The 25,594-nt window shown below is 32.6% G+C and carries 25 protein-coding genes, 1 other RNA gene and 1 pseudogene; 9 read left to right on the top strand and 18 right to left on the bottom strand.

Annotated features, from left to right (window positions below; translation table 11 throughout):
• The 8 genes from AAH949_RS09230 to rplM all read right to left on the bottom strand — a co-directional run bounded on the left by AAH949_RS09230 (window position 1) and on the right by rplM (window position 8,709).
• Window positions 1-684, bottom strand: a complete 684-nt coding sequence (locus tag AAH949_RS09230) for an ATP-binding protein (protein ID WP_348518585.1) — start codon at window positions 682-684, stop codon at window positions 1-3.
• On the bottom strand, window positions 674-2,107 hold the full coding sequence (gene mshL, locus AAH949_RS09225; protein WP_348518584.1) for a pilus (MSHA type) biogenesis protein MshL: 1,434 nt from the start codon (window positions 2,105-2,107) through the stop codon (window positions 674-676). Before mshL ends, AAH949_RS09230 begins: the two co-directional genes overlap by 11 nt.
• Window positions 2,094-2,372 (bottom strand): hypothetical protein, encoded by a 279-nt coding sequence (locus AAH949_RS09220; RefSeq protein WP_348518583.1) that lies wholly within the window; start codon window positions 2,370-2,372, stop codon window positions 2,094-2,096. The genes mshL and AAH949_RS09220 overlap by 14 nt, the downstream gene beginning before the upstream one ends.
• Before the next feature lie 55 nt (window positions 2,373-2,427).
• Window positions 2,428-5,988, bottom strand: coding sequence for a pyruvate:ferredoxin (flavodoxin) oxidoreductase (nifJ, locus tag AAH949_RS09215; RefSeq protein ID WP_348518582.1), 3,561 nt, complete (start codon window positions 5,986-5,988; stop codon window positions 2,428-2,430).
• An 80-nt stretch (window positions 5,989-6,068) separates the two neighbouring features.
• Window positions 6,069-6,713, bottom strand: coding sequence for an HAD family hydrolase (locus tag AAH949_RS09210; protein ID WP_134238739.1), 645 nt, complete (start codon window positions 6,711-6,713; stop codon window positions 6,069-6,071).
• A gap of 36 nt (window positions 6,714-6,749) precedes the next feature.
• Window positions 6,750-7,769: an OmpA family protein gene (locus AAH949_RS09205; RefSeq protein ID WP_348518581.1), complete on the bottom strand. Its 1,020-nt coding sequence runs from the start codon at window positions 7,767-7,769 to the stop codon at window positions 6,750-6,752.
• A gap of 122 nt (window positions 7,770-7,891) precedes the next feature.
• Window positions 7,892-8,281, bottom strand: a complete 390-nt coding sequence (rpsI, locus tag AAH949_RS09200) for a 30S ribosomal protein S9 (RefSeq protein WP_134238741.1) — start codon at window positions 8,279-8,281, stop codon at window positions 7,892-7,894.
• Window positions 8,282-8,283: 2 nt separating this feature from the next.
• Entirely contained in the window at window positions 8,284-8,709 is a 426-nt protein-coding gene (rplM, locus tag AAH949_RS09195; protein WP_002785866.1) for a 50S ribosomal protein L13, read from the bottom strand.
• A gap of 190 nt (window positions 8,710-8,899) precedes the next feature.
• Between rplM and AAH949_RS09190 the strand changes: the two genes are divergently transcribed.
• Window positions 8,900-9,715 (top strand): DnaJ domain-containing protein, encoded by an 816-nt coding sequence (locus AAH949_RS09190; RefSeq protein WP_348518580.1) that lies wholly within the window; start codon window positions 8,900-8,902, stop codon window positions 9,713-9,715.
• Window positions 9,715-10,701 carry a WG repeat-containing protein gene (locus AAH949_RS09185; RefSeq protein ID WP_348518579.1) on the top strand — a complete coding sequence of 329 codons (987 nt, stop codon included), beginning with the start codon at window positions 9,715-9,717 and terminating at the stop codon, window positions 10,699-10,701. The genes AAH949_RS09190 and AAH949_RS09185 overlap by 1 nt, the downstream gene beginning before the upstream one ends.
• 5 nt (window positions 10,702-10,706) lie before the next feature.
• Here the strand turns inward: AAH949_RS09185 and AAH949_RS09180 are convergent, their stop codons facing one another.
• Genes AAH949_RS09180 through exbB form a run of 4 tightly spaced genes read right to left on the bottom strand, consistent with a single transcriptional unit; the run spans window position 10,707 to window position 13,234 of the window.
• Window positions 10,707-11,726, bottom strand: coding sequence for a tRNA-dihydrouridine synthase (locus AAH949_RS09180; protein WP_348518578.1), 1,020 nt, complete (start codon window positions 11,724-11,726; stop codon window positions 10,707-10,709).
• 31 nt (window positions 11,727-11,757) lie between these two features.
• Window positions 11,758-12,423, bottom strand: a complete 666-nt coding sequence (locus tag AAH949_RS09175; protein WP_348518577.1) for an energy transducer TonB — start codon at window positions 12,421-12,423, stop codon at window positions 11,758-11,760.
• A complete protein-coding gene (gene exbD, locus AAH949_RS09170) occupies window positions 12,420-12,809 on the bottom strand; it encodes a TonB system transport protein ExbD (protein ID WP_348518576.1) in 390 nt (129 codons plus the stop codon). The genes AAH949_RS09175 and exbD overlap by 4 nt, the downstream gene beginning before the upstream one ends.
• The gene (gene exbB / locus AAH949_RS09165) at window positions 12,803-13,234 is read right to left on the bottom strand and encodes a TonB-system energizer ExbB (protein ID WP_134238746.1); all 432 of its coding nucleotides are present in this window, start codon (window positions 13,232-13,234) and stop codon (window positions 12,803-12,805) included. Before exbB ends, exbD begins: the two co-directional genes overlap by 7 nt.
• 182 nt (window positions 13,235-13,416) lie before the next feature.
• Here exbB and AAH949_RS09160 point away from each other — a divergent pair, with 182 nt between their 5' ends.
• Window positions 13,417-13,836: a PepSY-like domain-containing protein gene (locus tag AAH949_RS09160; RefSeq protein ID WP_134238747.1), complete on the top strand. Its 420-nt coding sequence runs from the start codon at window positions 13,417-13,419 to the stop codon at window positions 13,834-13,836.
• Window positions 13,837-13,865: 29 nt separating this feature from the next.
• Here the strand turns inward: AAH949_RS09160 and AAH949_RS09155 are convergent, their stop codons facing one another.
• Window positions 13,866-15,650: a Na/Pi symporter gene (locus AAH949_RS09155; RefSeq protein WP_348518575.1), complete on the bottom strand. Its 1,785-nt coding sequence runs from the start codon at window positions 15,648-15,650 to the stop codon at window positions 13,866-13,868.
• Window positions 15,651-15,707: 57 nt separating this feature from the next.
• Here AAH949_RS09155 and ffs point away from each other — a divergent pair.
• Window positions 15,708-15,805, top strand: an RNA gene (gene ffs, locus AAH949_RS09150) — signal recognition particle sRNA small type.
• 12 nt (window positions 15,806-15,817) lie between these two features.
• Here ffs and AAH949_RS09145 read toward each other — a convergent pair.
• The 3 genes and pseudogenes from AAH949_RS09145 to queF form a co-directional block, all read right to left on the bottom strand.
• Window positions 15,818-17,041, bottom strand: a pseudogene (locus AAH949_RS09145) (HD domain-containing protein); the annotation flags it as partial.
• 51 nt (window positions 17,042-17,092) lie between these two features.
• Window positions 17,093-18,274: a metallophosphoesterase gene (locus AAH949_RS09140; RefSeq protein ID WP_348518574.1), complete on the bottom strand. Its 1,182-nt coding sequence runs from the start codon at window positions 18,272-18,274 to the stop codon at window positions 17,093-17,095.
• Window positions 18,275-18,289: 15 nt separating this feature from the next.
• On the bottom strand, window positions 18,290-18,673 hold the full coding sequence (queF, locus tag AAH949_RS09135) for a preQ(1) synthase (RefSeq protein ID WP_002834281.1): 384 nt from the start codon (window positions 18,671-18,673) through the stop codon (window positions 18,290-18,292).
• A 115-nt stretch (window positions 18,674-18,788) separates the two neighbouring features.
• On the opposite strand from queF, the gene AAH949_RS09130 reads away from it, so the two are divergent.
• Entirely contained in the window at window positions 18,789-19,388 is a 600-nt protein-coding gene (locus AAH949_RS09130; RefSeq protein ID WP_348518573.1) for an NAD(P)/FAD-dependent oxidoreductase, read from the top strand.
• Window positions 19,389-19,412: 24 nt separating this feature from the next.
• Here AAH949_RS09130 and thyX read toward each other — a convergent pair whose 3' ends face one another.
• The gene (gene thyX, locus AAH949_RS09125) at window positions 19,413-20,033 is read right to left on the bottom strand and encodes an FAD-dependent thymidylate synthase (protein WP_348518572.1); all 621 of its coding nucleotides are present in this window, start codon (window positions 20,031-20,033) and stop codon (window positions 19,413-19,415) included.
• Between the two features lie 100 nt (window positions 20,034-20,133).
• Between thyX and AAH949_RS09120 the strand changes: the two genes are divergently transcribed.
• The 4 genes from AAH949_RS09120 to AAH949_RS09105 all read left to right on the top strand — a co-directional run bounded on the left by AAH949_RS09120 (window position 20,134) and on the right by AAH949_RS09105 (window position 25,335).
• On the top strand, window positions 20,134-21,774 hold the full coding sequence (locus tag AAH949_RS09120; RefSeq protein ID WP_348518571.1) for a CTP synthase: 1,641 nt from the start codon (window positions 20,134-20,136) through the stop codon (window positions 21,772-21,774).
• On the top strand, window positions 21,758-23,332 hold the full coding sequence (recJ, locus tag AAH949_RS09115; RefSeq protein WP_348518570.1) for a single-stranded-DNA-specific exonuclease RecJ: 1,575 nt from the start codon (window positions 21,758-21,760) through the stop codon (window positions 23,330-23,332). Before AAH949_RS09120 ends, recJ begins: the two co-directional genes overlap by 17 nt.
• Window positions 23,333-23,350: 18 nt before the next feature.
• Window positions 23,351-24,154: a radical SAM protein gene (locus AAH949_RS09110; protein ID WP_348518569.1), complete on the top strand. Its 804-nt coding sequence runs from the start codon at window positions 23,351-23,353 to the stop codon at window positions 24,152-24,154.
• A 185-nt stretch (window positions 24,155-24,339) separates the two neighbouring features.
• Entirely contained in the window at window positions 24,340-25,335 is a 996-nt protein-coding gene (locus tag AAH949_RS09105; RefSeq protein ID WP_348519159.1) for a type II asparaginase, read from the top strand.
• A 53-nt stretch (window positions 25,336-25,388) separates the two neighbouring features.
• On the opposite strand, the gene AAH949_RS09100 is transcribed toward AAH949_RS09105, so the two are convergent.
• Complete coding sequence (locus tag AAH949_RS09100; RefSeq protein WP_348518568.1) at window positions 25,389-25,586, bottom strand: hypothetical protein; 198 nt, start codon at window positions 25,584-25,586, stop codon at window positions 25,389-25,391.
• Window positions 25,587-25,594 lie beyond the last annotated feature (8 nt).

The raw sequence follows: 25,594 nt of genomic DNA, 5'->3' as shown, positions 1-25,594 counted from the left end.
TTACAACCTTAGATTATGATGTAATGCGCAAAGTTCGAGTAAAAATTTAGAGCTTTTTTCAAGTTTTTGTTTTTCGTAATATGCGTAAAGTGCGATAAAAGTATGTAGAATTTGATCTATTGTTCTTAAATTATTTAAACTGATTTTTTGTAGTAATTTTAATTCTTTATCTACAAAAGGCTTTTTTAGTTGAAATTTTGTGTTAATGTAAAATGATAATTCTTCTTTGGATAATTCATTTAAGACGATAATATTTCCAATGCGGCTTTTAAAATGCTCTTTTTCAAATATTTTGTGAATTTTATGTGTACTTAGAATAAAGACGAAATTTTTGAAATCACTTAAAATTCTGATTTTTTCAAGTAAAGCCTCTTCATACATTCCTGCTTCATCAAGTAAAATAAGATAATGCTCTTTGCTATTTTTTGCAAAAGAAATAAAATCTTGAAGTGATGAGGTTTGTTTGTTTAGAATTACGCTTCCAAGAGTATTTAAAAAATTTATTTCATCAAAAAACGGTTCTGAAAATAAAAAAGTTCTTGATGTTTTAGTAAGTTGCTTGAGTAAAAAACTTTTTCCACTACCACTTTTCCCAAGCAAGATGATGATTTGTTGATTTGATGTATTTTGTATTATTTCAAGGGCATTAGTATGCTGTTTTAATGGAACAAAATCAGAGTTCATAGTGCTTAAATCCTAGATCTTTTAAGGAAGGATGGGTGTTTTTATTATCAACAATTACTGGGGTTATGATGAAAACAATTTCTGTAGCATTATCGACACTTTGATCGCCTTGAAATAAAGCTCCTAGGAGTGGAATTTTAGATAAAAAATTAACAGAACTCTCATCAAATTGGTTGTTTCTGCTAATAAGTCCACCCAAAATTAGACTTTGGTTGTTTTCAACTTGCACAACGGTAGATAACTTTTTTTGTATGGTATCGGGCGCTATAGTGCGCGGAGTATTTTGACGACGATTATCTTGGGCGTATTTAAAATTACTAAGACTTGGGTTGATACGCAGCATGATTTTTCCATCATCTGAAATTTCAGGTAAGATATTGAGTAAAATGCCTACAAAAATAGAATAATTATTATAAGTTTCACTCACTGTTGTGCCATTTTCTGTGCCTTTTGAACTTTCTTTAACTTGATAATTGATTGTATCGCCTATCGAAATAATAGCCTGTTGGTTATTCAGTGCCATTAATTTTGGATTTGATAAAACTTGTGTTTTTCCGCTTTGGGACAAGAAATTTAAAACCGAACTAAAGTCCATATCTACTCTAAAACCTAAATTTTTAACAAATACCCCTTTGTCTTTATAATCAAATTGTATAGATGAATTTTTTCCATCGCTAGTTGTTGTAGCAAAATTGAGATTGAAATTTTGCCAGTTAATTCCACTTGTGTGTTTATTATCCAAATTTACAGCAATAATGCTTACATCGATAATAACTTGCTTTTTAAGTCTTTGCTCTAGTTCTTTAAGATAGACATTGGCTCTTGCAATTTGAGAATTTGTACCTGTGATGGTTATAATACCTGCGTTTGAGTTTATGATGGGATTTTTTACTTCATAAACTTCGCGACCATTGTTAAGTAGGGCAAGTAGTTCTTTTTCTATGGTGATCCAAAAGTCAAATTTTTCAGAGGTTTTAATCATATTATCTTCTAAATCCCCATCTCTAATACTGTATTCTGCTTGTTTTGGTTTTGCATCTACGGATGCTTTTGTAATGCTTTGTCCTTCTCTGACTGAAGTAATATAGTTGATTTTAAAGCTTTGAGTAATTAGTCCTGAAATTTTTAGAATTTTGCCATCAAATTCGTAGTTTAAGTTATTTTCTTTAATTAAAAGGTCAAAAATTTCATCCAAGCTCATTTGACTAACATTGATATTTTTTTGCATTTTTAGCAATTTATCTTTAGCCAAATCATCTTTTACAACTATGCTAAAGGAGCATAAATTCGAAAAATGTTCCAAACTCTCTTCTATGCTTACTGCTTCCATTATACGCATATCAAAAAGCTTTTTTTGGCATTCATTGGCTTTTGAGGCACTAAGAAAAAATATTATTAATAAAACTACTCTAAAAATTAACATTAATTTTGCTTTCTTTTTTAAATTTCAGATACATCTGATCCCCATTATAATGCTCTAAAAGTACATAATCTTTGCAAATGTCTAAAATTTTATAGTTTTTTAAAAAATCACCTTTTTTGTACCATATATTATTAATTTTAGCTTGATTGGCAAAAATAGCTTGCAGTTTAAATCCTTGATCTGAAATTTCGTTATTTTTAAAAGGACTTTGCAGGGAAGAAAAATCATAATGGGTTTTTCTCTCTAAAAAATTGACATCAAGCAAGATGTTTGCTGATAGTGAAGTGACACATATCAGCAAAATGATTATCAATAAACTTTTATTCTTCTTTTTCATTGCTAAAATCAGCTAAAGCAATGCGTTTAAGTTGTCTGTAACGGCGTTGAGCGTCTTTTTTGTTGCGCTCAAAAAGTTCTTTTGCGTGCTCTGGATTTGATTTTTTCAAAGAATTATAACGCACCTCATTCATCAAAAAGCTTTCATAAAGATCCCAATCAGGCTCTTTTCCTACCATAGTTAGAGGATTTTTACCTTCTTCTTCTAATCTTGGATCAAAAGTGTAAAGTGGCCAATAACCGCATTTTGTCGCAAGTTCTCCTTGTTCTCCTGAGTATCCAAGTCCACCTTTAATACCGTGTGCAATACAAGGTGAGTAACAGATGATTAAAGAAGGGCCATCATAAGCTTCGGCAGCTATCATAGCTTTGATTAAATGGCTGTAATTTGCTGTAGAATTGACTTGTGCTACAAAAATATAACCATAAGTCATTGCAATTTGTCCTAAGTCTTTTTTCTGTAAAGGTTTTCCTGCTGCGGCAAATTGAGCCACTGCACCTGTGCGCGAAGATTTCGAGCTTTGACCACCAGTGTTTGAATAAACCTCAGTATCAAGCACTAAAATATTAACATTTTCCCCACTTGCCAAAACATGGTCAAGTCCGCCATAGCCGATATCATAAGCCCAGCCATCTCCACCAAATATCCAATGAGATTTTTTGGTTAAGAAGTGTTTTAAATTTAATATATCATTAACGCCTTTAATGTTAGAGTTTTGCTCTAAAATAGGCAACATTTTATCTCTGATTTCTATAGATTTTACACCATTGTCTTTATTTGCTATCCAATCTTTAAAAAGTGCAGATAAGGCATTTGGAACGCTTTGCATATTTTCATTCATAATATGCTCTATTCTGTGTCTTGTATTTTCAGTAGCCACTTTCATACCAAGTCCAAATTCTGCATTGTCTTCAAAAAGTGAATTTGCCCATGCAGGTCCATGTCCGTTTTTCACACTTTTTCTGTATGGAGTTGAAGGAGCTGAACCACCATAAATTGAGCTACAACCTGTAGCATTAGCGATAATCATTCTTTCACCAAATAATCTTGTAACCAATGTAATATAAGGAGTTTCACCACATCCAGGGCATGCGCCGTGGAATTCAAAAAGCGGTTGAGAAAATTGAGCACCTTTGACACTTTCTTTATTTAAAATATCATCTTTGTAGCTAACTTGTTTAAATAAATAATCTGCATTTTCTTGTTCCCCAAAGTCCATCTCCTCTTGAAGTGGAACCATAACTAAAGATTTTTCCTTAGTTGGACACTCATGCACACAAAGCTCGCAACCGGTGCAATCAAGCGGAGAAATTTGAATTTTAAAGCTTAATTTTTCACCTTTAGTTCCTTTAGCCTCTAGTGCGTGATCTTTTACTCCGCGTGGTGCTTTTGCCATTTCATCGTCATTAATTAAAAATGGTCTGATTACCGCATGTGGACAAACAGAGGCACATTGATTACACTGAATACAATTTGCTTCTATCCATCTTGGAACCATTACTCCAACACCACGTTTTTCATACTCTGTTGTGCCATGTTCAAAACTTCCATCTTCATAGCCCAAAAACGCAGAAACAGGTAAATCATCGCCTTTTGCGGCATTCATAGGTTTGACAATTTTTTCAACAAATTCAGTGCCTTTATAAACATTAACTTGTTCTTTTTTGCTTGGTTCTAAATTTTTCCAATTTGGATCCACTTCGACTTTTACAAGCCCATCTGCACCCACATCAATGGCTTTATAATTCATTTCTACAATCGCATCACCTTTTTTACTATAGGACTTATAAGCAAGCTCTTTCATGTATTTTTGTGCTTCTTCGTAAGGAATGATATTGGCAAGTTTGAAAAATGCTGATTGCATGATGGTATTTGTGCGGTTTCCAAGTCCTATATCACGGGCTAATTTAGTCGCATTAATGATATAAAAATTTACTTCTTTTTCAGCTAAAACTTTTTTGACTTCATTTGGAATTTGTTTAATGGTTTCTTCTGCACTCCAAATGCTATTTAAAAGGAAAGTTCCACCTTTGCGAATTCCTGCCAATACATCATAAATTTCAAGATAAGCGGCTACTGAACAGGCAATAAAATGCGGAGTAGAAACAAGATAGGTCGAGCGAATAGGTTTTTTAGAAAAACGCAAATGACTTCTTGTGTAACCACCTGATTTTTTAGAATCATAAGCAAAATAAGCTTGTGCGTAATAATCTGTATTATCTCCGATGATTTTAATGGAATTTTTATTTGCTCCTACAGTTCCATCAGCACCAAGTCCATAAAATAAGCATTCTATCGTGCTTTCATCACCAAGTGAAATTTTTTCACCTACGCTTAAAGAAGTATGGGTAACATCATCGATAATGCCCACTGTAAAGCCATCTTTTGGTTCATCAAGTTTTAAATTTTCAAACACCGCTATCATTTGAGCCGGATCAACATCTTTTGAAGAAAGTCCATATCTACCGCCTACAATGATAGGACAATTTTCTCTTCCATAAAAGGCTGTTTTAACATCAAGATAAAGCGGTTCCCCAAGACTTCCTGGTTCTTTTGTTCTGTCTAAAACAGCAATTTTTTTCACAGATTTTGGCATTACATCAAAGAAATATTTTAAACTAAATGGACGATAAAGATAAACTTTAAAAACTCCGACTTTTTCACCTTTGGAATTTAAATGGTCGACAACTTCTTCAAGGGTTTGAGTCACTGAACCCATAGCAATGATAATTCTTTCAGGTTCTTTATGTCCGTAATATACAAAAGGTTTGTATTCTCTGCCGGTGATTTTTGAAATTTCTTGCATGTATTCATTGACAATATCAGGTATAGCGTTATAGAATTTATTTGAAATTTCGCGAGTTTGGAAATAAATATCATCATTTTGTGCTGTTCCTCGTGTTTTAGGATTTTCTGGAGTAAGACAGGAATTTCTAAAATCTAAAAGAGCTTTTCTATCAAGCAAACGATCAAAGTGTTCATAATCCATCACTTCGATTTTTTGAATTTCATGACTTGTTCTAAAGCCATCAAAAAAATGTAAAAATGGCACACGACCTTTAATAGCTGCTAAGTGAGCTATTCCTGCCAAATCCATACTCTCTTGAACTGAGTGTGAGCATAACATAGCAAAGCCAATCTGTCTTGCAGCATAAATATCTTGATGATCTCCAAATATAGACAATGCTTGAGAAGCTAGAGATCTTGCAGCAACATGGATAACGCCTGGCAAGAGTTGTCCAGCGATTTTGTACATATTAGGTATTTTAAGTAAAAGTCCTTGAGAGGCTGTGTAGGTTGTAGTTAAAGAGCCTGCTTGAAGTGATCCATGCACTGTTCCAGCCGCTCCGGCCTCACTTTGCATTTCGATAATTTTTACAGGAATACCAAAAAGATTTTTTTTACCAGCTGCAGCCCATATATCGGTATAATCAGCCATAGGAGAACTTGGGGTAATAGGATAAATTCCAGCAACTTCAGTGAAAGCATACGAAGCATAAGCGGTAGCTTCGTTACCGTCCATGGTTTTCATATTTTTTTTCATTAGTATTTCCTTAATTAGTAATTATTTTGTAATTTTAAACTATATCATAATTCTCTTAAAAGATAGTTAATTGCAAAAATTTATAAAGACTTTATAAATAAAACCGCATCGTAAGCATCTTGCTTGACAAAAGAAGTTTCAAGAAGTAAGCTTTCTTTTTTTTCATAACCACAGCTTACTGCAACGGCATTGATATTTGCATTTTTCGCCGCTAAAATATCAAGTTTTGTATCTCCTATCATAAAAGCATTATCTTTTGGTTTATTGAGTTGCAAAAGAGCTTTTTCAATAGGTTCTTTGTGTGGCTTTGGATAAACTACATCATTGCGCCCTATAATGACTTGAAAGAAATTTCCTATACCTAAAAAATCCAATAAAGGTTTAGTAAATTGACTTCCTTTTGTTGTAACAATGCCTAAATCTGCAAATTTGCTAGCTAAATTTAGAGCTTCTTTTACTCTGGCTAATAGGGTGGTTTGTTCAAGATAAATTGTATGATATTTCTCGCGGTAAAATTCTATGAAATTTTGAGCTAGTTCTTTTTTATTGCCATAAAGTTTAATAAACATTTCATCTAAAGGATATCCAATTAATGCTTTAATGTCTTCATCCAAAGCAGGAGTTAAATCAAGTTTTTCAAAGGCGTTTTTGCAGGAATTTAAAATGGCTGGAGTTGAGTCTATAAGCGTTCCATCAAGGTCAAATAAAATAGTCTTTTTTTGCATTTTTTTGCCTTAAATTATAAGGAAAACCCTTATAATTTAATTGTTTTGTTTAAGAAAGAATTTTGCTTCAACTCTTCTATTATCAGCTCTACCTTCTTTTGTTGCATTGCTTGATCTTGGTTTGCTTTCACCATAACCTTTTGTTTTAATACGATTTTTTTCTATACCTTGTTTATTAAGCTCTTTAGCCACGGCATTTGCGCGACGTTCTGATAATTTTTGATTATAATTTGCATCACCTATACTATCAGTATGTCCTTCTAATAAAGTGTTATAACTCGGATTTTCTTTTAGAATATCTGCTACTTCTTGAATTTTCATTTCAAAATTTGGATTAATATTGATTTTATCAAAAGCAAAGTGACCTTCTAGGTGAATCACTTTTTCGCAACCTTGCTCATCCAATAATGCACCTTCTCTTGGTGGAGTTGGACAATTTGAAGTTTGTTTTGTCGGTTGTGGTTCAACTTGTGGTTCTGGTTTAATTTCTGGTTCTTGTATGTTTTCTTCCACTTGAGTTTGTGTGATTTGCGCGGGCTGTTCTTTTGGCGCACCAAAACCAAAACTAATGCCTACACTTGAAATCCAATTGTGATTGGCATTATTAAAATTAATTTGATCTCTGGTTTCAAGTCTTAATGCTACAGAATCACTAAGGCGAATTTTTAAACCTGCACCGTATTGTCCAAAGCCTCCACTTTTATTATCGTAAGCACCATTTGAAAAATCTTCATATCCAGCACCAGCTAAACCATAAAGATAAAAAGTTTTGCTTAAGTCAATACCTTTTATCGCATTTAAGTAAGTTCTGGTGATATTGGTATTTCCGCCTAAATCATATTTTACTCCGCTGTAATGTTCCAATCCAAGCTCCACTTGGTCGATAAAATAATCAAAATGATATCCAAATTTAATGCCAGGAGCACCACGATCATTAAGATCTAAATTTCCTTCAAAAACATTGTAGTTAAAAGTCGGAGTGATTTCAAATTTTACATTAGAATCAGCAGCAAATAAAGCTGTAGCCAAGCTTATTCCAAGGAGTAGTTTTTTCATTATCAAGCCTTTATTTTAAAATCGAGTGTAAATTATAACATATTTGTATTATAAAAACAAAAATTATTTTAGAGAGATTTAAAGATAAGATTAAACCTAGAAAAACTAGGTTTAATGATACATTAGCGTTTAGAGAATTGTGGGCTTCTTCTTGCTTTACGGCGTCCGTATTTTTTACGCTCAACTGTTCTACTATCTCTAGTAAGAAGTCCTTTTGGTTTTAGCAATGCTCTAAAGTCAGCGTCCATAGCGGCTAAAGCTCTTGAAATTCCATGTCTTAAAGCTTCTGCTTGAGCGCTATAACCACCACCTAGAGTTGTAGCTGTGATATCCATTGAAGTTTCTTGTTTTGTTACAAGTAATGGTTGAACTACTTTAAGTTTTATCGCTTCGTGTCCACCAAGCCAAGTATTTAGATCAACGCCATTAACGCTTATTTTTCCGCTACCTGATTTGATCCAAACCTTTGCAATAGCGGTTTTTCTTTTACCTGTTGCATATGTTGTTGCCATGATTATTTTCCTTCTTTAGCAATTTGCGCAGTGTGTGGATGCTCGCTACCTGCATAAATTTTGAGTTTTTTAAGCATTGCTCTACCTAAATTTGTTTTAGGAAGCATACCTCTAACTGCTAATTTATATAATTTAGCAGGATTTTTTTCGAGCAAATCTCCGAATTTTTCACTTTTTACACTTCCAAAATATCCTGAATGTCTGTGATAAAGTTTATCTTCAGCTTTATTAGCGCCTGTAAATACTGCTTTTGAAGCATTGATAATCACTACATAATCACCGCAATCAACATTAGGAGTAAAGCAAGGCTTGTTTTTGCCTCTTAAAATTGTCGCTACTTCAGTTAAAAGACGGCCGAAGCGTTTGCCTTCCGCGTCTAAAACGATCCATTCTCGTTTTACTTCGTTTGGCTTTGTTATCTTTGTCATAATATTTTACCTTTGCCAAAAAATTTTTAAAAATGTGATTATAGTTATTTTAGCTTAATTAATACTTAATTTAAGAATATTTAAAGTTTATCACAAAACTTTTACCCTCTTTAAAAATACAAAATCTCACTATGCTTTAAGTTAGTTTTTGTAAAATTACTTTTTGTTATATTAAAAATAAGGTTTCATTGTGTTTTCTTTCGTAAATTTTAAATTTCAAAAGGATTATTTAACTTGCAAATTTTGTAATAATCTCAATCTAGAAAATGATGCTAAATTTTGCATATATTGTGGAAGGGAGTTAAACCACCCTGCTAAGCAAAGATTGGACTATATCTACGATAAAAATCCCGCCATTGTCGTTGCACTCTTGGCAAAAATATCAAAAGTTGAAGGCAAAGTCATCACAAAAGATTTATCCAAATTTATCTCTTCTTTACTCGATAAAATCGATATTTTTTATACTAAAGATTATGAGGGTTTTAGAGAAACTTATGCGAAAATTTTCATCATCGAAAAAAATAACAGCAGAAGTATTAATGAGCTTTGCTCTAGTATGCGTATTTATAGAAAAGAGGAGGCGGATTTTTTGATTTGTTTGTTGCTTGATCTTATTTATTATGATAAAAAAATAACTCCAGCGCAAAATGCCTTAATGGAAAATATCATCATAGCTCTTGGACTTAATCTCATAGCCTTTAGAGAAATCAAACTTCGATACGAGCAAATTTCGCGTTTTAATCAAGAAAACGAGCGAGAAAACTATCAAGAGCAAAGAAGACAAGAATTTGATATCAGTTTAGAGCAAGCTTATGAAATTTTGCAAAGCAAGGAAAATGATAGTTTTGAGAGCATAAAGAAAAATTACAGAAGGTTGGCTAAGGAGTATCATTATGATAGTCTTCATTCTAAAGATCTTCCGCCTGAGCTTTTAAAAATCGCTCAAGAAATGATGAAAAAGATCAATCTAGCCTATGAAATCATCAAAGAAGCAAGGGGGATATAATGCTTATATGTAAGCGTTGCAATCAAGAAAATTTAGATATAGCCAAATTTTGTAAGGAATGCGGAAGTAGCGATTTATACGATCCACAAGCCCAAGAAAAGCTAGAAAAAGAAAGAAAAATACAAGAAGAGTTAAAAAAGTGGGAAGAAGAAAGAAAAAGACAAATAGAAGAAGAGAGAAAAATAGCCCAAGAAGAAAGAGAAAAAAGAGCTAAAGAAAGAAAAGAATTCATTAAAAAGCATAAAAAGAAATTTATCCTTGCTTTATCAAGTATGGCTGTAGTGATTTTTATATTTTTTGTGGGCTTTGTGTATGATTATTATTATGGTGGAAAATACAGCAGGGTTTATATAAGCAAGCTTGAGAAAAAATGCCGTGAAGATGAAGCAAGTTGTAAAATACTTCAAAATATTTACAAAGAAAAATGCGATGAGGGTGATGGAAAAGCTTGTCTTGCTAGCATGTTTATGTCTGATAATTTAATAAAAGTACAACTAAATGGCAAATGGAGCTTTATAGGCAAAAATGGAGAACTTATAACTAAATCTAAATTTGATGAGGCTTTTGGTTTTAGCGAAGGTCTTGCTAGAGTAAAAATAAATGGCAAATATGGTTTTATAGACAAAAATGGAAAAATCATCATCGAAGCTAAATTTGATCGGGTTTGGAGTTTCAGCAAAGGTCTTGCTAAGGTAGAAATAAATGACAAATGGGGTTTTATAGACAAAAATGGAAAAATCATCATCGAGCCTAAATTTGATTGGGTTGGTGGTTTTAGCAAAGGTCTTGCTGTAGTAGAAATAAATGGCAAATATGGTTTTATAGACAAAAATGGAAAAATCATCATCGAAGCTAAATTTGATGATGTTGATGGTTTTAGCGAAGGTCTTGCTGCAGTAAAAATAAATGACAAATGGGGTTTTATAGACAAAAGTGGAAATTTTGTCATTGAACCTAAATTTGATGAGATTGAAAGGTTAGGCTAAGTGGATCAATAAGCCCTTATATAACTTGGGTGAATTTTATCTTTCTCGCCTAAAATTTTGGCCGCTTGGTAAGCAAAATTTGGATTTCTAAGTAGCTCTCTGCCATAGCAAACCAAATCACAAACCTCGCCTAAAAGCAAGGCTTCACCTTCGCTAGCGCTTGTGATGAGTCCCACGCAAGAGACAGGAATTTTAAGAATGCGTTTTAATTCTTTTGCGTAATTTGCTTGATACAAAGGTACGACATTAGGCACTAAGGATGGTTTGTTGATATTTCCACCCGCTGAGATATCAAGCATATAAATTCCTAAATTTTCAAGCACAAGAGCAAGTTTTTTACTCTGTTCTAAGTCCCAGCCCTTCTCTTCCCACTCGCTTGCAGAAATTCGCACAAAAATAGGGATATCAACTCGCTCTTTGATGCCTTTTACTATATCGCATAAAAGGCGAATTCTGTTTTCAAAACTTCCACCAAACTCATCAGTTCTTTGATTAGAAAGTGGGGATAAAAAAGATGAGATAAGATAGCCATGCGCTGCGTGAATTTCAACCGCGTCGTAGTTTGCCAACTTCGCTCTTTTAGCCGCTTCGCAAAAATCTTGGCAAATTTTTTCTATATCTTTTTTGTCCAAAACCTTTAAATTTGCAAAATTATCACTGTATTTTATATCGCTAGGTGCAAGCTGTGTGGCGTTTTTACAACCATTTTTTCTACCGCTGTGATTAAGCTGCAAAGCAATTTTTGCACCAAAATGATGGCATATATCAGTGATGCTTTTATGCTTTATAATATGCTCATCGCTGTAAATTCCCAAGTCTTGATCTGAAATTTTACCTTCAGCACAAATGGCATTTGCTTCAACAATGATAAGCCCAACTCCGCCCATAGCTCTAGCGCCATAATGATTTAGATGAAAAACATTTGGCATACCATCTTGAGCTTGGTAAGTGTCCATAGGGGGCATTACGATACGGTTTTTGACTGTAAAATTTGCGATTTTCAAAGGGCTTAGCAGTAAAGACATAAAAATCCTTTTTGTTTTGATTATAACTAAGTTATCTTAAATGATAGGCAATGGGGATTTGTAGTCTGATATTTTTGTGGTGTTTTGGGAAATTTGAGGACGCTAGGTGGATGGTTTCAATGGCATTTTTGTCTAAAATTTGATGGCCTGAGCTTTTGATGATTTTAATCTCTTCAAGAGTGGAGTTAGTATTCCATAAAAATTCAAGCAAAACCTCTCCTTGCATTCTCATTCTTTGTGCCTGACGAGGATAAATTCTTGCATTATCAATGGCTTTTTTTATGGCTTTTAAGAGCGGATTGTCGCTTTGACCAAAGCTTATGATTTCAGTTTGCGGGGCTTGATTTGGGTTTGATTGTGCGTTTTGCATTGCTTGGAGTGGTTGGGTTTGCTCGCTTTTTTGAAGGCTTTGAGTTGTTGTTTTTTTATTTGGATTTTCTTTTTGAATTTTTTTATCGGCTTTTGCTTGATGATTTTCTTCGACGCGTTTTTTGATCTTTTTTGTTTCTTCTTGTGCTAAAGGTGCTGCACTGGAGCTTTGCATAGCAAATTGTTTTATTGCTAAGGTGAATTGACTTTCGCTTTTTAACTCTACTTTTAGCCAATTTGGCGCGATAATGAAAAGCAAAAACAAAGGCGTAAAGCATATAAAGGTCAGATAAAATGCTTGATATTTGTGGTTAAAATAGTTTTTCATCGTTGTTGCTCCGTGATAATCTGAAAATTTTCGTGGTTTTTGCTTTTTAATATATCAATGACTTGTATGAAGCTTTCAAATTTAGCATTTTTGTCGCTTTTAAGTTCTATGAGTGTGTCTTTGCTTAGGGTGTTGATTTGGGTTTTAAGATCTTCAAAATTTGTTATTTTATCTTGAGCGTAAAAAACATTGTTTTCATCAATGACAATAAGAAATTTATCTTGCTTTTCAGAAAGCGTTAGCGCTGAGTCGGTTTTGGGTAGGTTGATTTTAATTTGACCGTGTGCAATAAAAGTTGAAATGCTTAAAACAATGGCCAGTAAAACCAAAACAATATCAATGAAGGGAATGATATTTAAACCCTCATTTTTTGGTAGTTTTAGCATTGTTTTTCTTTTTTGACTTTGAAATTTGAGCTTAAAAGGTTGATTTTTCTTAATAATGCATTATAGGCCATTAAGCTTGGTATGGCTACGACTAAGCCTAGTGCAGTTGCTTTTAAAGCTAAGGATAAGCCTATAACTATGGATTTTACATCGATATTTCCGTTTATACCCATATCATAAAAAGTAATCATAATGCCTATTACTGTGCCTAATAATCCCACATAAGGAGCATTTGAGTAAATGATATAAAGTGTGGTTAAATTTTCACTTAAAACATTGTCTAATTCTTCTTGATTTTGAAAATCATCTATTTTAATTTTTCTTAAAAATAATATTCTTTCTATAATACACCAAAGAGCAATAAAAGCCATCAATCCAAGTATAATAAATATAATACAATCAATATATTCTTTTAAAAATTCCAAATTTTGCCTTTCAATTTTTTCGTATTATATTTGATAAAAACTAAAATTAATATTAATTATCAAAATATTATATGTTGCGGAAATTTAGATTTATTTTTGGAAATTGAATTTAATTTTTATTTCACTTTCACTTCACATTTGTTAAATACTATTTCACTCGATAATTTATTAAAGGAGAAAAAATGAAAATTAAATTAGCTTTAGCAGGATTGTTTTGTGCAAGCGTTATGTCAGCAGATATGATAGTAGGTGTGGATCAATTACCACAAAATGCAAAAAGTTTTATCAGTACTTATTTTAAAGGTACACAAATTGGTCTAGTTAAAAAAGATCTCGATTCTTATGATGTGACTTTAAGTGATGGAACTGAAATTGACTTTATTATCACTGGAGAGTGGAAAGATGTTGATGGAAAATACAAAGCTATACCAACTAATTTCTTACCTGCTGCAGTTGTAAGCAAAGCTCAAGCTGCTCAACCTAATGCACAAATTTTTGAAGTTGATAAAAAAATCAATGGGTATAAATTTAAATTTAATAATATGATGGAAGTTTATACTGATTTTAATGGCAATGTTTTGGGCCAACAATTTGATGATTAATCGTAGTATCCAGTTTTGGATACTCGTTTTTATGTATTTTTTTCAAAATTTTTATTTTTAAACCGCGTTAAAATTTTACTTGCATGCATTAAATCTTTAGCTATACTTCTTGCAAGAGCCGTATCATTCATAATTGATGTAGCCATAGAGTCTGTAATTCTTTTATAGCGGATAAGACTGTCTAAAGAATGCGAAGAAATGGCATCATATTTTTTGACATTGAGTTCTAAATCACTATTGATTTGATTTAAATGATCAATGTCAGAGCTTTCTATCATATCCTTTAAAAGTCTTAGCATTCTTAAAAGATTGCGTCTTAAATGCGAATATTCATTTTTGATGATTTCATTGTTTGAAAATGCAAATTTGAGTATGTTTTCTTGTAGATCTTTCGCATCTTTTACTGCTGTTGCCATAAATAAATTCGCTCTTCTAATATCCATAAATTGGGTAGTATGTTTTGAATTCTCGCCTTCGTTGGTGGCTCTGACTGCAAAGTCGATAATTTCAGAGTAAATATTTTTAAAACGATTATGATAAAGCGTTTCAAAAGACTCTTCTAAGGGCTTATTTCTTTGCTCTATAATAGCCTTAACTTCATCTTTACTATAAATGTCTGCCGGTTCTAAGCTGATCATTTTTGCGACAATGCTAAAAGCGTTATTTAATAAATGCTTGGACTCTAAATACAAAACCTCCAAGGCACTGTCGCTAAATTCTAAAGCGCTATTATTAAGATATTTGGTTTTATCGCCAGAGCTTTTTTTAGGATTTTCTTTAACAATATAATTTAAAAAAGCACACATTTGCGAGATAAAAGGATAGAGTAAAATAACCCCTATGACATTAAAAATTGTTGTAAAAACGGCAAGTTTTAAAACATAATCATTATCTAATATTCCAAGCCATAAAGACAAAATATCTGTAAATTCTAGGTAGTATTTGATAAAAATAATGGATAAAACAGCAGCGATAAGATTAAAAAGCACATGTGTAACAGTGAGTTTTTTGCCTTCTATATTCGAATTTAATGAGCCAATAATCGTCATCATCGTGCTACCTACATTTGCGCCAATTGCTAGTGCAATGGAGTTTTCATAAGAAATTTGTCCTACGCTTAGTGCGGTTATGGCTAAAGTTAGCGTAGCGTGGGAAGATTGGGTGATGACTGTAATTATAAGTCCTATAAAAACATAAGTGATTAAGCCTAGAAAGCCTTGCATTTGGTATTTTGAAATATCTATGCTATCTTTGAAATTTCCAAACCCTTCTTTCATATAAGAAATTCCCAAAAATAAAAATCCTAGCGAGAGTAAAAATAAACCAAAGCCTTTGATTTTTTTATGCTTGTTTAAGAAAAAAATCACTCCAAAGACAATTAAAGGCATAGCAAAAAGAGATATTTGGCTTTTAACACCCAAATATCCAACTATCCAAGCACTTCCTGCAGTTGATAAATTAACCCCATAAATCATTGCTATACCTGCTGCTAGTGTGATGAGTTTAGCACTTAAAAATGAAATGGCAATGATACTTACAAGGCCGCTTGATTGCACTAAAGTGCTTAAAGTTAGTCCAAAAAGGAAAGATTTGTAATTTTTATCCGTCATTTTGCTTACAAAAATATCCAAAAAACTTCCAGAAAGTATTTTAAAACTTTCTTGCAAAAGCATCATGGCAAATAAAAAAATGCAAATTCCGGTGCAAAGAGTTAAAAAGTTGATATTTTTAATAAGAATAAAAAGTAAAATTAGAGCTAAGATAATACTTAAGCTTATTCTAAATAAAAGTGGACTTTGCGATTGTTTTATCATTTATTTGCACCTTCTTAATAAAATTTAAGATTTTTTGGGTATTATTTTATTTGCCTTTTCTCAGACCTGTGCAATGCTATTTTTAGGCATCGCTTCAGGGTGGGAACACAGCAGAGCACTTAATTTTAGTGTGTGCCGCAGTCATCTGGGAAAGGGTTTTGTAATTTTATATCAAAATATTTTATCAACTCTTCGCAGATTGCAAAATAATTTACTCCGTCAATCGTTTTATTTTGTTTAAAGAAATTTAACATATCTTTAAAGCCGCTTTCAAGCTCTTTTGATTTTACGCCATAACTAATGCTAAGCCCTGCTTCTATAAATGCTGCGATTTTATCGCAGTATTTTAAAGCCTTGCCATCAATCGCCCCAAATTCATTTTCATTAAAAGAACTCAAACTTCCACTACAAAGCTCTATTTTGCCATTTTTATAAGTGCGATTTTCAAATTCATTTTTTACAAAATTAGCTTCATCGTTTCTACCTTCTCTAATGCCCAAAATATAAGAAAATTCATCACGCAAATTTTCAGGCACAAAAGGTAAAATTCTATCGTTTATGAGTTTCATTTCATAATCACTGATTATGTCGTGAAGTCCTTCAATGCCATATTTTACTGGACTTATAATGTCTCTTGTTAAAGACTCTGGTAAATCATGGAATAAAGCACAATAAAAATTATTTTCCAATCTTTTATCACAAGCTTTGATTTTCAAAGAATGAAAATAGCCCAAAATCGCAACCACAAGCATATGTCCTAAAACTGCAGTTTCTGGAATTCTTGGAGTTTGCGCCCAACGCTTTTGAAAGCGAAGTCTGCCGCTTAGATCGATGATTTTAGCGATTTTTTGATTAAGCGCGATTTTTCTAGCACCTATTAATTCGTAATAATCTTCAAGCTCTTCTTCGACTTTATTTTTGATTTCATCAATGTTATTTAAAAAAGCTGAGGTTTGATAAACTATGTTAAATTCCCATCTTGTAGCAAAATACGATGCAGCTTTTAAAATAAGTCTTTCTTTTGCGTAAGAATTGCTTTTTAAATACTCTTCAAAACGCTTTAAAAACTTGCCTTCATCGATATTTTCTATCATAGGTTCAATTTTACTTAAAACCCAAGAATTGACTTCATTTTTCTTTTGACGCACGATTTCATGATACACATCAGGACGGATATCGGTAACAACAACGCGACTTAAAAATTCAAAAATTCCCCCTTCGATAATCACACGCATATTGATATCTTTTTCCATTTTAGCGATAAAATAAGCAATGATGAATTTATGTGCTTGTTTGTCAAGCTCGACTAAATTTGCCATTCTTGGATAATCATTCCAACGGCTGATTGATGCGGCTTTAAAAATATGTTCTATTAATTTTATATTTATCATTTTTTTCCTTAATTAAATTAAAGGAAAATTGTAGCATAAATTTAAGTTAAACTATTTTCTATAAACTTCATTTTTTACTTCAATGCATTTAAAACCATCTTTATTAAGAGTTAATACGCGCAAATATCCCCCAGCATCGACTTTGCCTTCGCACAAAAACACACGCGAAGCAATTTGCATAGGAAGTTTTGCTTTATTTCTATGACCAAAAACTTCAAAAACATTTTCCGCACTATTTTTACAGAATTCTTCCGCAATAGCTTGAGAATCCTCGTAGCCATCTATACCGTTAATAAGATGATAACTAGAAACAAAACTTAAGTCTTGATATTTCTTGGGAGCAAAATTTAAACCCGCGTGCGAGCAAAGAATTTTTTTTCTGCCATATTTGTAAAAAAGACATTCTTTAAAAAAAGGATAGAGCTTTTTTGCATCTTTTGGATTTAATTTTTCTTTGTAAAAATCTTTTAGGGTATTTTCATTGAACTCTTTGGAAGTGCTTACTTCGCCATTTGCCCATTTTATCAAATGTCTTTCGTGATTTCCTTCAAGCAAGCAAACATTTTCTTTCTCGCAAATTTTAAGTAAGAATTTTAAAACTTTGCCATTTTCTATGCCTCTATTGATATAATCACCCAAAAATATATAATACTCATCATCTTTCATAGACTTAAGGTATTTTTTAAGCACACTATAGCAACCTTGAATATCCCCTATGTGATGAATTTTTTTATAAGTACTTAAATTTGGCATTTCATAAAGAATTTGTTGCCAATTATTTGGACTTAATACTTCATATTTTTTAGGTATTTTCTTTAAAGAATTGGCCGTATTTTCAAGCAAATAAAAAGGGGTAAGATAGCCAGTAGATGAGGCTTGTTTGAGATTGTTTGCCATGCATTGCTCTAAATTGGCATTAAATTCAATCACAAACATTTTATAGCGATATAAATTTGCTAAATCTTTATAAGTTTTTAGGTGTTCATTGTAAGCATTAATAACGCAGAATTCCCCTCTTTTCATACGCATTTGTAAAAAATCTAACATAAGCTTATAAAGCTCATTATCGTACTTATAATTAAGGCTTTTTTGATGATTAGGCAAGGGATTAGCACAGCCGGTTAAAGAACGCAAATCATTAATATCTAAAGTGAAATTTTTAAGATGATTATGATGCACAAATTCTTCTTGTCCGGCGTGGTAATTTCCGCGTAGTATTAGTAAAATTCGCAAATTGTAGCCTTGAATTTATTTTGGCACAACCATATCACTACGGCATTCTATCACTGTATGTACATTTCCGCGTGGGTTAAAATCCCCTACGACTTTTATCCATTTTGGTTTTAATTTATCTTTTAAGGTATTATAAATTTCATTGATACTTGCTTCATGCGAAACATTTCTGTACATAAAAGTATTGATATAAAGTTTTATCGCCTTAAGCTCAACCACAAATTTATCAGGCATATACTCAAGATAAATTGTTGCAAAATCAGGATAACCAGAACGCGGACAACAACACATAAATTCAGGCAAAGTGATTTTAATGATATAGTCATTTTTCGCATCATTTGGCCAAATTTCCATATTTTCTACATCAAATTCTTTGATTTCTTTTTCACCGTAACGCATTATTTTCCTTTACTATTTGAAACATTAAAAAGCGAAATTATATAATATTTTTTTTAATCAAACTTTTTTAAAATATATTCTCATAGAATATACAAAATTTTTAAAAAGGTTTCATATGAAAAAATCAATTACAATCATAGGCGGCAGTATCGCAGGACTTAGTGCGGCTTTATTTTTTGCTTCGGCTAAAAATAATGAGCTTGATTTTGATATCACTATTTTTGATGATGGCAAAGCTGATTTGAAAGCGGCTGCAATTTATAATGTGCCATTTTTCCCAAAAGGCGCTCAAGCAAGCGAAATTTATGCGCATATCAAAGAGCAAATCGCTTCTATGCTAGAGGTTAAGTATATAGACTCAACTGTGGTAAGCATTAATGGAGAAAAAGGAGATTTTACTACAACTGATGAGCAGGGTTTGGGTGTGAAATCAGATTATATCATCGTTGCAACAGGTGCGAGTCAATGTAATATTAAAGGGCTTGAAAATTTTGTTATACCTCATACTTTAATGCCAAAACCAAATAAAATTTGCTTAAGATGTGGCGAAAGACAAATGGTTAAAGAGGGAATTTATGCTGCAGGGCTTGTTTCTGGCGTGACAACTATGGTTGCTTGCGCTATGGGAAGTGCTAATGAAGCTGCTTGTGCGATTTTAAGTGATATAAAAGGCACGCTAAGCGTGTATCATGATACTCCAAGCACAAGATCTTAAATTAAAGCAAGAGTAAATCTTGCTTTATTCTCCTTTATACAAACAATGCTCAAAAATAAACTGATGATCTTGCGGTAAAGCATTAAATAAAGCATTGGCTAAATTTCTAATCTCCCAAAGGGCTGATTTTGAACTTCTTAGAGAAATGAAATTTTGCAAACTTCTGGCATTAATCGTTAGTGTGAGTTCTGTTTTATAGCTTTCTGGTAAGCAGTATTTTGCTATATCTAAACTTATGCTATCTTGTAAAATAAGGCGTAAATTTTCTAAGGCTTTAATGCTTGCATTATCTACTTTTTCATTTCCGGTTAAAACTAAATACCTTTTGGCATTTTCAAAGTCATTTTCTCTAAATTCGCTTTCATTGCGTAATTCTTTTAAAGTATATCTTGTACTTTTTACACTTGGACTTGTATGGCGGTGTCTTGCTACTTCTTGTAAGCAAGCTCTTGAAATTCCTTGTATATAAAAAGTATAATTTAGATGTTCTAAGGTTGAAGCGTGTTTGAATTTATTCCCAACACGGTCAATTAATTCTTTGTCTTTTTCTCCGCCGCAATCGCCTTTATCAAAACTTTGCCAACAAGTTCTTGTCGCGTGTGAGCATACAGAAAGTGGAGTGTGGTTTAATAGTGTGATTTTCATTTAATTTTTCCTTGCAAAAATAATCGAAATTTTACACCAATGTTTATAAAAATAAAATTTTATATTGGCTATAATTTCGAAAAAAATTTAAGGCATTTTTATGAAATTAAAGCAAACAAAATACATTTTCGTAACTGGTGGAGTGCTAAGCTCTTTGGGTAAAGGAATTGCAGCAGCTTCTATTGCTACGATTTTAAAAAATTCAGGCTTAAAAGTTAGTATATTAAAAGCCGATCCTTATATCAATGTCGATCCAGGCACTATGAGTCCTTTTGAACATGGCGAAGTTTTTGTGACTGATGATGGGGCAGAAACTGATCTTGATTTAGGACATTATGAGAGATTTTTAGATGAAAATTTATCGCAAGATAATAATTTCACCACAGGACGCGTTTATCAAAGCGTGATTGAAAAAGAAAGAAGAGGGGATTATCTTGGAAAAACCATACAAGTTATACCTCATATAGTCGATGAAATAAAAGATCGCATTAAAAAAGCGAGCGTTGGTAAAGATATACTTATAGTAGAGATTGGTGGAACGGTTGGAGATATTGAGGGTTTGCCATTTTTAGAAGCAATCAGGGCTTTAAAACTTGAAATGGGCAAAAACAATGCGATGAATATCCATTTAACTCTAGTGCCTTTCATCAAAGCCGCAGGAGAGCTTAAAACCAAGCCAACCCAGCACAGTGTGGGAGAATTAAGACGCATAGGTATTAGCCCTGATATGATTATTTGTCGTAGCGAAAAAGCACTTGATAGAGATTTAAAAGATAAAATAGCAATTTCATGTGGAGTAGAGAAAAATTGCGTGATAGAAAGTGTTGATGCACAAAGCATTTATCAAATTCCACTTAATTTTCTCAAACAAGATATTTTAAGCGCCATTGCAAATTCTCTTGAACTTAAAGATTTAAAACCAAATATGGAAATTTGGGATTCTTTGGTTAAAAGAGTGATCGCGCCTAATGATGAGGTTAAAATCGCTTTTGTAGGCAAATATGTGGATTTAAAAGAAAGCTATAAGAGTCTTACTGAAGCCATTATCCACGCAGGTGCGGCTTTGGATACGAGAGTGAATTTAAAATGGATAGATAGCGAAAAGCTTGAAAATTCAGATATAGAAGAAAATTTAAAAGATGTGAGCGGAATTTTAGTTGCTGGTGGATTTGGCTATCGTGGAGTGGAAGGCAAGATCAAGGCTATTAATTATGCCAGAGAAAATAAGATTCCATTTTTAGGAATTTGTCTTGGTATGCAACTGGCCTTGATAGAATTTGCAAGAAATGTTTTAAAGCTAAAAGATGCTAATTCTAACGAATTTGATCCTAAGTGTGAAAATCCTATTGTGTATTTAATCGATGAATTTATGGATGCTAGTGGACAAAAACAAATCAGAACTCAAACCAGTCCTTTGGGTGGAACAATGCGTTTGGGTGCTTATGAATGCGAAATCAAAAAAGACACTCTTTTAAGTAAGGTTTATGAAGGTAAAAAGTTTGTCAAAGAACGCCATCGTCATCGTTATGAAGCCAATCCAAAATATAAAAATGCTTTTGAAGAAAAGGGACTTATTGTAAGTGGAGAAAGTCAAGGACTTATCGAGGTTATTGAGCTAAAAAATCATCCTTTTTTCTTAGCGGTGCAATTTCATCCTGAATTTACATCAAGATTAATTCATGTCAATCCTGTAATTTTAAATTTTATTAAAGCAGCACTTGATCATGAACATGCTAAGTAAAAATGATATTAAAAAGATCTTAAAATTAAGATTTGAAAACGATCTTCATGTAAAGCTTTGTGATCTACCTTTACCTTGTTGTTTAAAAGATACCTACAAGGCGGCAAATCGTATTAAAGAAGCTATAGAAAAAGATCAAAAAATCGCCATAGTGGGCGATTATGATGTTGATGGCATCATTTCTTGCGTGATTATGGCTGAATTTTTTGATGATATAGGTTTTGATTATGTAGTAAGAATTCCTAATCGTTTCAAAGATGGCTATGGGCTTAATGAAGAAATTATTAATGAGCTTGATGTAGATTTAATCATTACTGTGGATAATGGCATAGCAGCGCATAAAGCGGCCGAGCTTTGCAAGCAAAAAAATATCGATCTTATCATCACAGATCATCATATGCCTCAAGATATTTTACCTGATGCCTTTGCGATCATTAACCCTAAGCAAAAAGATTGTGAATTTCCAGATATTGAAATTTGTGGAGCGCAAGTGGCTTGGTATTTAATCGCAGCGTTAAAAGAAGTGTGTAAGTTAAAATACGATATGTGTAAATTTATCGAGCTTTTAGCCATAGCAATTATTGCTGATATGATGGAGCTTAGAGATTTAAATAGGGCTTTAGTTAGAAGAGGTATAGAAAGTATTAATAAATCAAACCGTGCTGCTTTTAAAGCCATAAAGTATTATTATCAAAAAGATAAATTTGAAGTGGATAATATTAGTTTTTTAATTGCTCCTTTGATTAATAGTGCAGGAAGAATGGACGATGCTATGCTTTCTTATGAATTTTTGCACACTAAAGATTACAAAAAAGCAGTGGAGTATCTAGAGCAAATCATCGCTTTTAATAATAACCGCAAAGATGAGGAAAAGCAACTTTTTGAAGAAAGTTTATTGCAAATTAAAGACGAAGATACGTGCATTATTGTAGCTGGACAAAATTGGCACGAAGGAGTTTTGGGTATAGTTGCAAGTCGTTTGGCAAAACATTTTAATAAACCTTCTTTTGTTTTTTCACAAAATGAAGAAAATAGACTCAAAGGAAGTGCTAGAAGCGTGGGTAGGATTAATATCTTAGCCTTGATTGAAAAAGCTGCAGAAGTTGTTGGAAATTACGGTGGACACAAAGGTGCTGCAGGGCTTAGTTTGGATGCAAATTCTTTGTCTGCTTTTAAGGATATAGTTTTTAATGAATGCGCCCTTTTAGAAGAGAGTGAATTTTTAGATCCTGATGAAATTTTAGGCGAGTTGGATCCAAATGAAATTGATTTTGAAATGCTTGAGATTTTAGAATCCTTCGAGCCTTTTGGTCATAAAAACCCAAGACCATTTTTTATGCTAAGTAATTTATGTGTAAAAAATAAAAGATTTTTAGGTAAGGAAGAAAAGCATTTAAAGCTGATTTTAACAAAAAATAACAAAACTTTAGAGGCTTTGTTTTTTAATTTTGATAAAGAACCTAATATTGGCGATAAGATCACTTTGGTTAGCAGTATTTCTAAGAATGAATTTCATGGTCTCATTACACCGCAGCTTATTGTCAGAGAAATTTTGTAGATGTCAAAGCAAGATTTTGTGCTTAAAAAAACGACCCCGCAAAAATTTCTAAAAGTGCTTGAAATTCACTTGGCTGAGCATTGTAACTTATACTGTTTTTCTTGTTCGCATTTTTCACAGCTTGCAAAAGAAGCTTATTATGATTTAAAAGAATTTGAGCAAGATATCAAAAGATTAAAAGTTTTAACAAAAGGCAACATAGAGCGCTTTCATTTGCTAGGCGGTGAGCCTTTGTTAAATCCTGATGTTTTAAAATATTTTGCTTTGCTTAGAGAAAATTTTACCCATTCTCATATTTGGTTGATTACTAATGGTATTTTATTGCTAAAGCAAGATGAGAGTTTTTTTCAAACTTGTTCTAAGCTAAATATAGAACTTCATCCCACAAAATATCCCATCGAGATTGATTGGCAAAGGGTTGATGAGCTTTGTAAGCGATATAAAGTAACTTTGAAATTTTACAATAATGCCAAAATAGAAAAAAATTCTATGAAATTTGTTTTGAATTTAGAAAAACAAAATGATATCTATGAAAGCTTTACTCAGTGTTTTATGTCGAATTTTTGTGTGCAGTTAAAAGAGGGTAAAATCTATACTTGTAATATTTGCGCTAATATTGAGCATTTTAATGCTAAATTTAAAACTACTTTAATGCCAAGTGATGAGGATTGTATCGATATTTATAAGGCAAAAAATTATGAGGAAATTTTGGAATTTTTGGCCAAGCCAATCCCTTTTTGTGCGTATTGTGATGTTAAAAATTGGAAGAGTATTGGCAAGTGGAAAAGATCTGAAAAAAGCATTAATGAATATTTAATTTAGGACAAAAAAACTACTAATTTACCATACTTCACACTGATTTTTTTATCAATTATTTTAATGAATTTAAGGAGAATTTTTGGAGTATAATGTTTTTAGGTTTCATTGCGAAACAAATTTGAAAAAAGGAGTATTATATGAAGAAATTATTGCTTTGTATAATGGTGTTTTTGTTTGTAGGAGCGAGCATGGCAGAGGCTAAGCCAAAAGTGGCTATTTTAGCGACAGGTGGGACAATTGCAGGATCGATTGATAGTGCGGTTGCAACGACTGGATATACAGCAGGAGTAGTGGGCGTTGATGTTTTAATCAAAGCAGTGCCACAAATTAAAGATCTAGCTGATATTAGCGGACAACAAATCGCAAATATCGATAGTTCCAATATGCGTGATGAAATTCAGCTCAAACTCGCAAAAGAGATTAACAAGCTTTTTGCAAGTGGGGTTGATGGAGTGGTGATCACTCACGGTACTGATACTATGGAAGAGACTGCGTATTTTCTAAATTTAACCGTTAAAAGCGATAAACCTGTGGTTTTGGTGGGTGCAATGCGTCCTTCAACTGCTATGAGCGCAGATGGCCCTAAAAATCTTTATAATGCAGTTGCTCTAGCAGCAGATAAAAATGCAAAGGGTAAAGGCGTTATGGTTGCTATGAATGATAAAATTTTAGGCGCAAGAGGTGTTGTTAAAACTCATAGTTTAAATGTCGATGCTTTTTCTTCGCCTGATTTTGGGGATTTGGGTTATATTGTAGATGGTAAAGTCTTTTTCTATAATAATGTAGCCAAAGTTCATACTAAAAACACTCCTTTTGATGTAAGTAAATTAGATAAATTACCAAAAGTTGATATTCTTTATACTTATTCAAATGATGGTAATGGCGTGGCTGCTAAAGCTTTGTTCGAAAATGGAACTAAAGGCATAGTAGTGGCTGGAAGTGGCGCAGGAAGCATACATGAAGATCAAAAAAATGTTTTAAAAGAGCTTTTAAAGCAAGGACTTAGCGTTGCTGTGAGTTCTCGTGTAGTAGCAGGTCGTGTGGCAGTGAGTGAAGCAGATCAAAAGCTTGGTTTTATCTCAGCTGAGGACTTAAATCCACAAAAAGCTAGAATTCTTTTAATGTTAGCACTCACCAAAACAAAAGACACTAAAAAAATTCAAGAATATTTTTTGAAATATTAAAAAATAGTAAGGGATTTAAATTCCCTTGCTGTTCATAACTTGTGCTTTTTTGTTTACCACCAAATCCCAAGTTTTAAAAACACATTATGCGAATGGGTATTATTATCTCCCAAAGTAGCACCATAATTAAAAGAAAGATCTATATTTTCTTTTAAAACATAAGAAAGTCCTAATTGAGTAAAAGCATACCATTTGGAATTTTGTATATCTTCGCTTAATCTAGTATTACCTTCAGCACTTCTTAATATCAAATCCCCGC

It is taken from the genome of Campylobacter sp. CCS1377 (assembly GCF_040008265.1).
Classification (GTDB): domain Bacteria; phylum Campylobacterota; class Campylobacteria; order Campylobacterales; family Campylobacteraceae; genus Campylobacter_D.
This window is presented reverse-complemented; position numbering and strand designations above follow the sequence as displayed.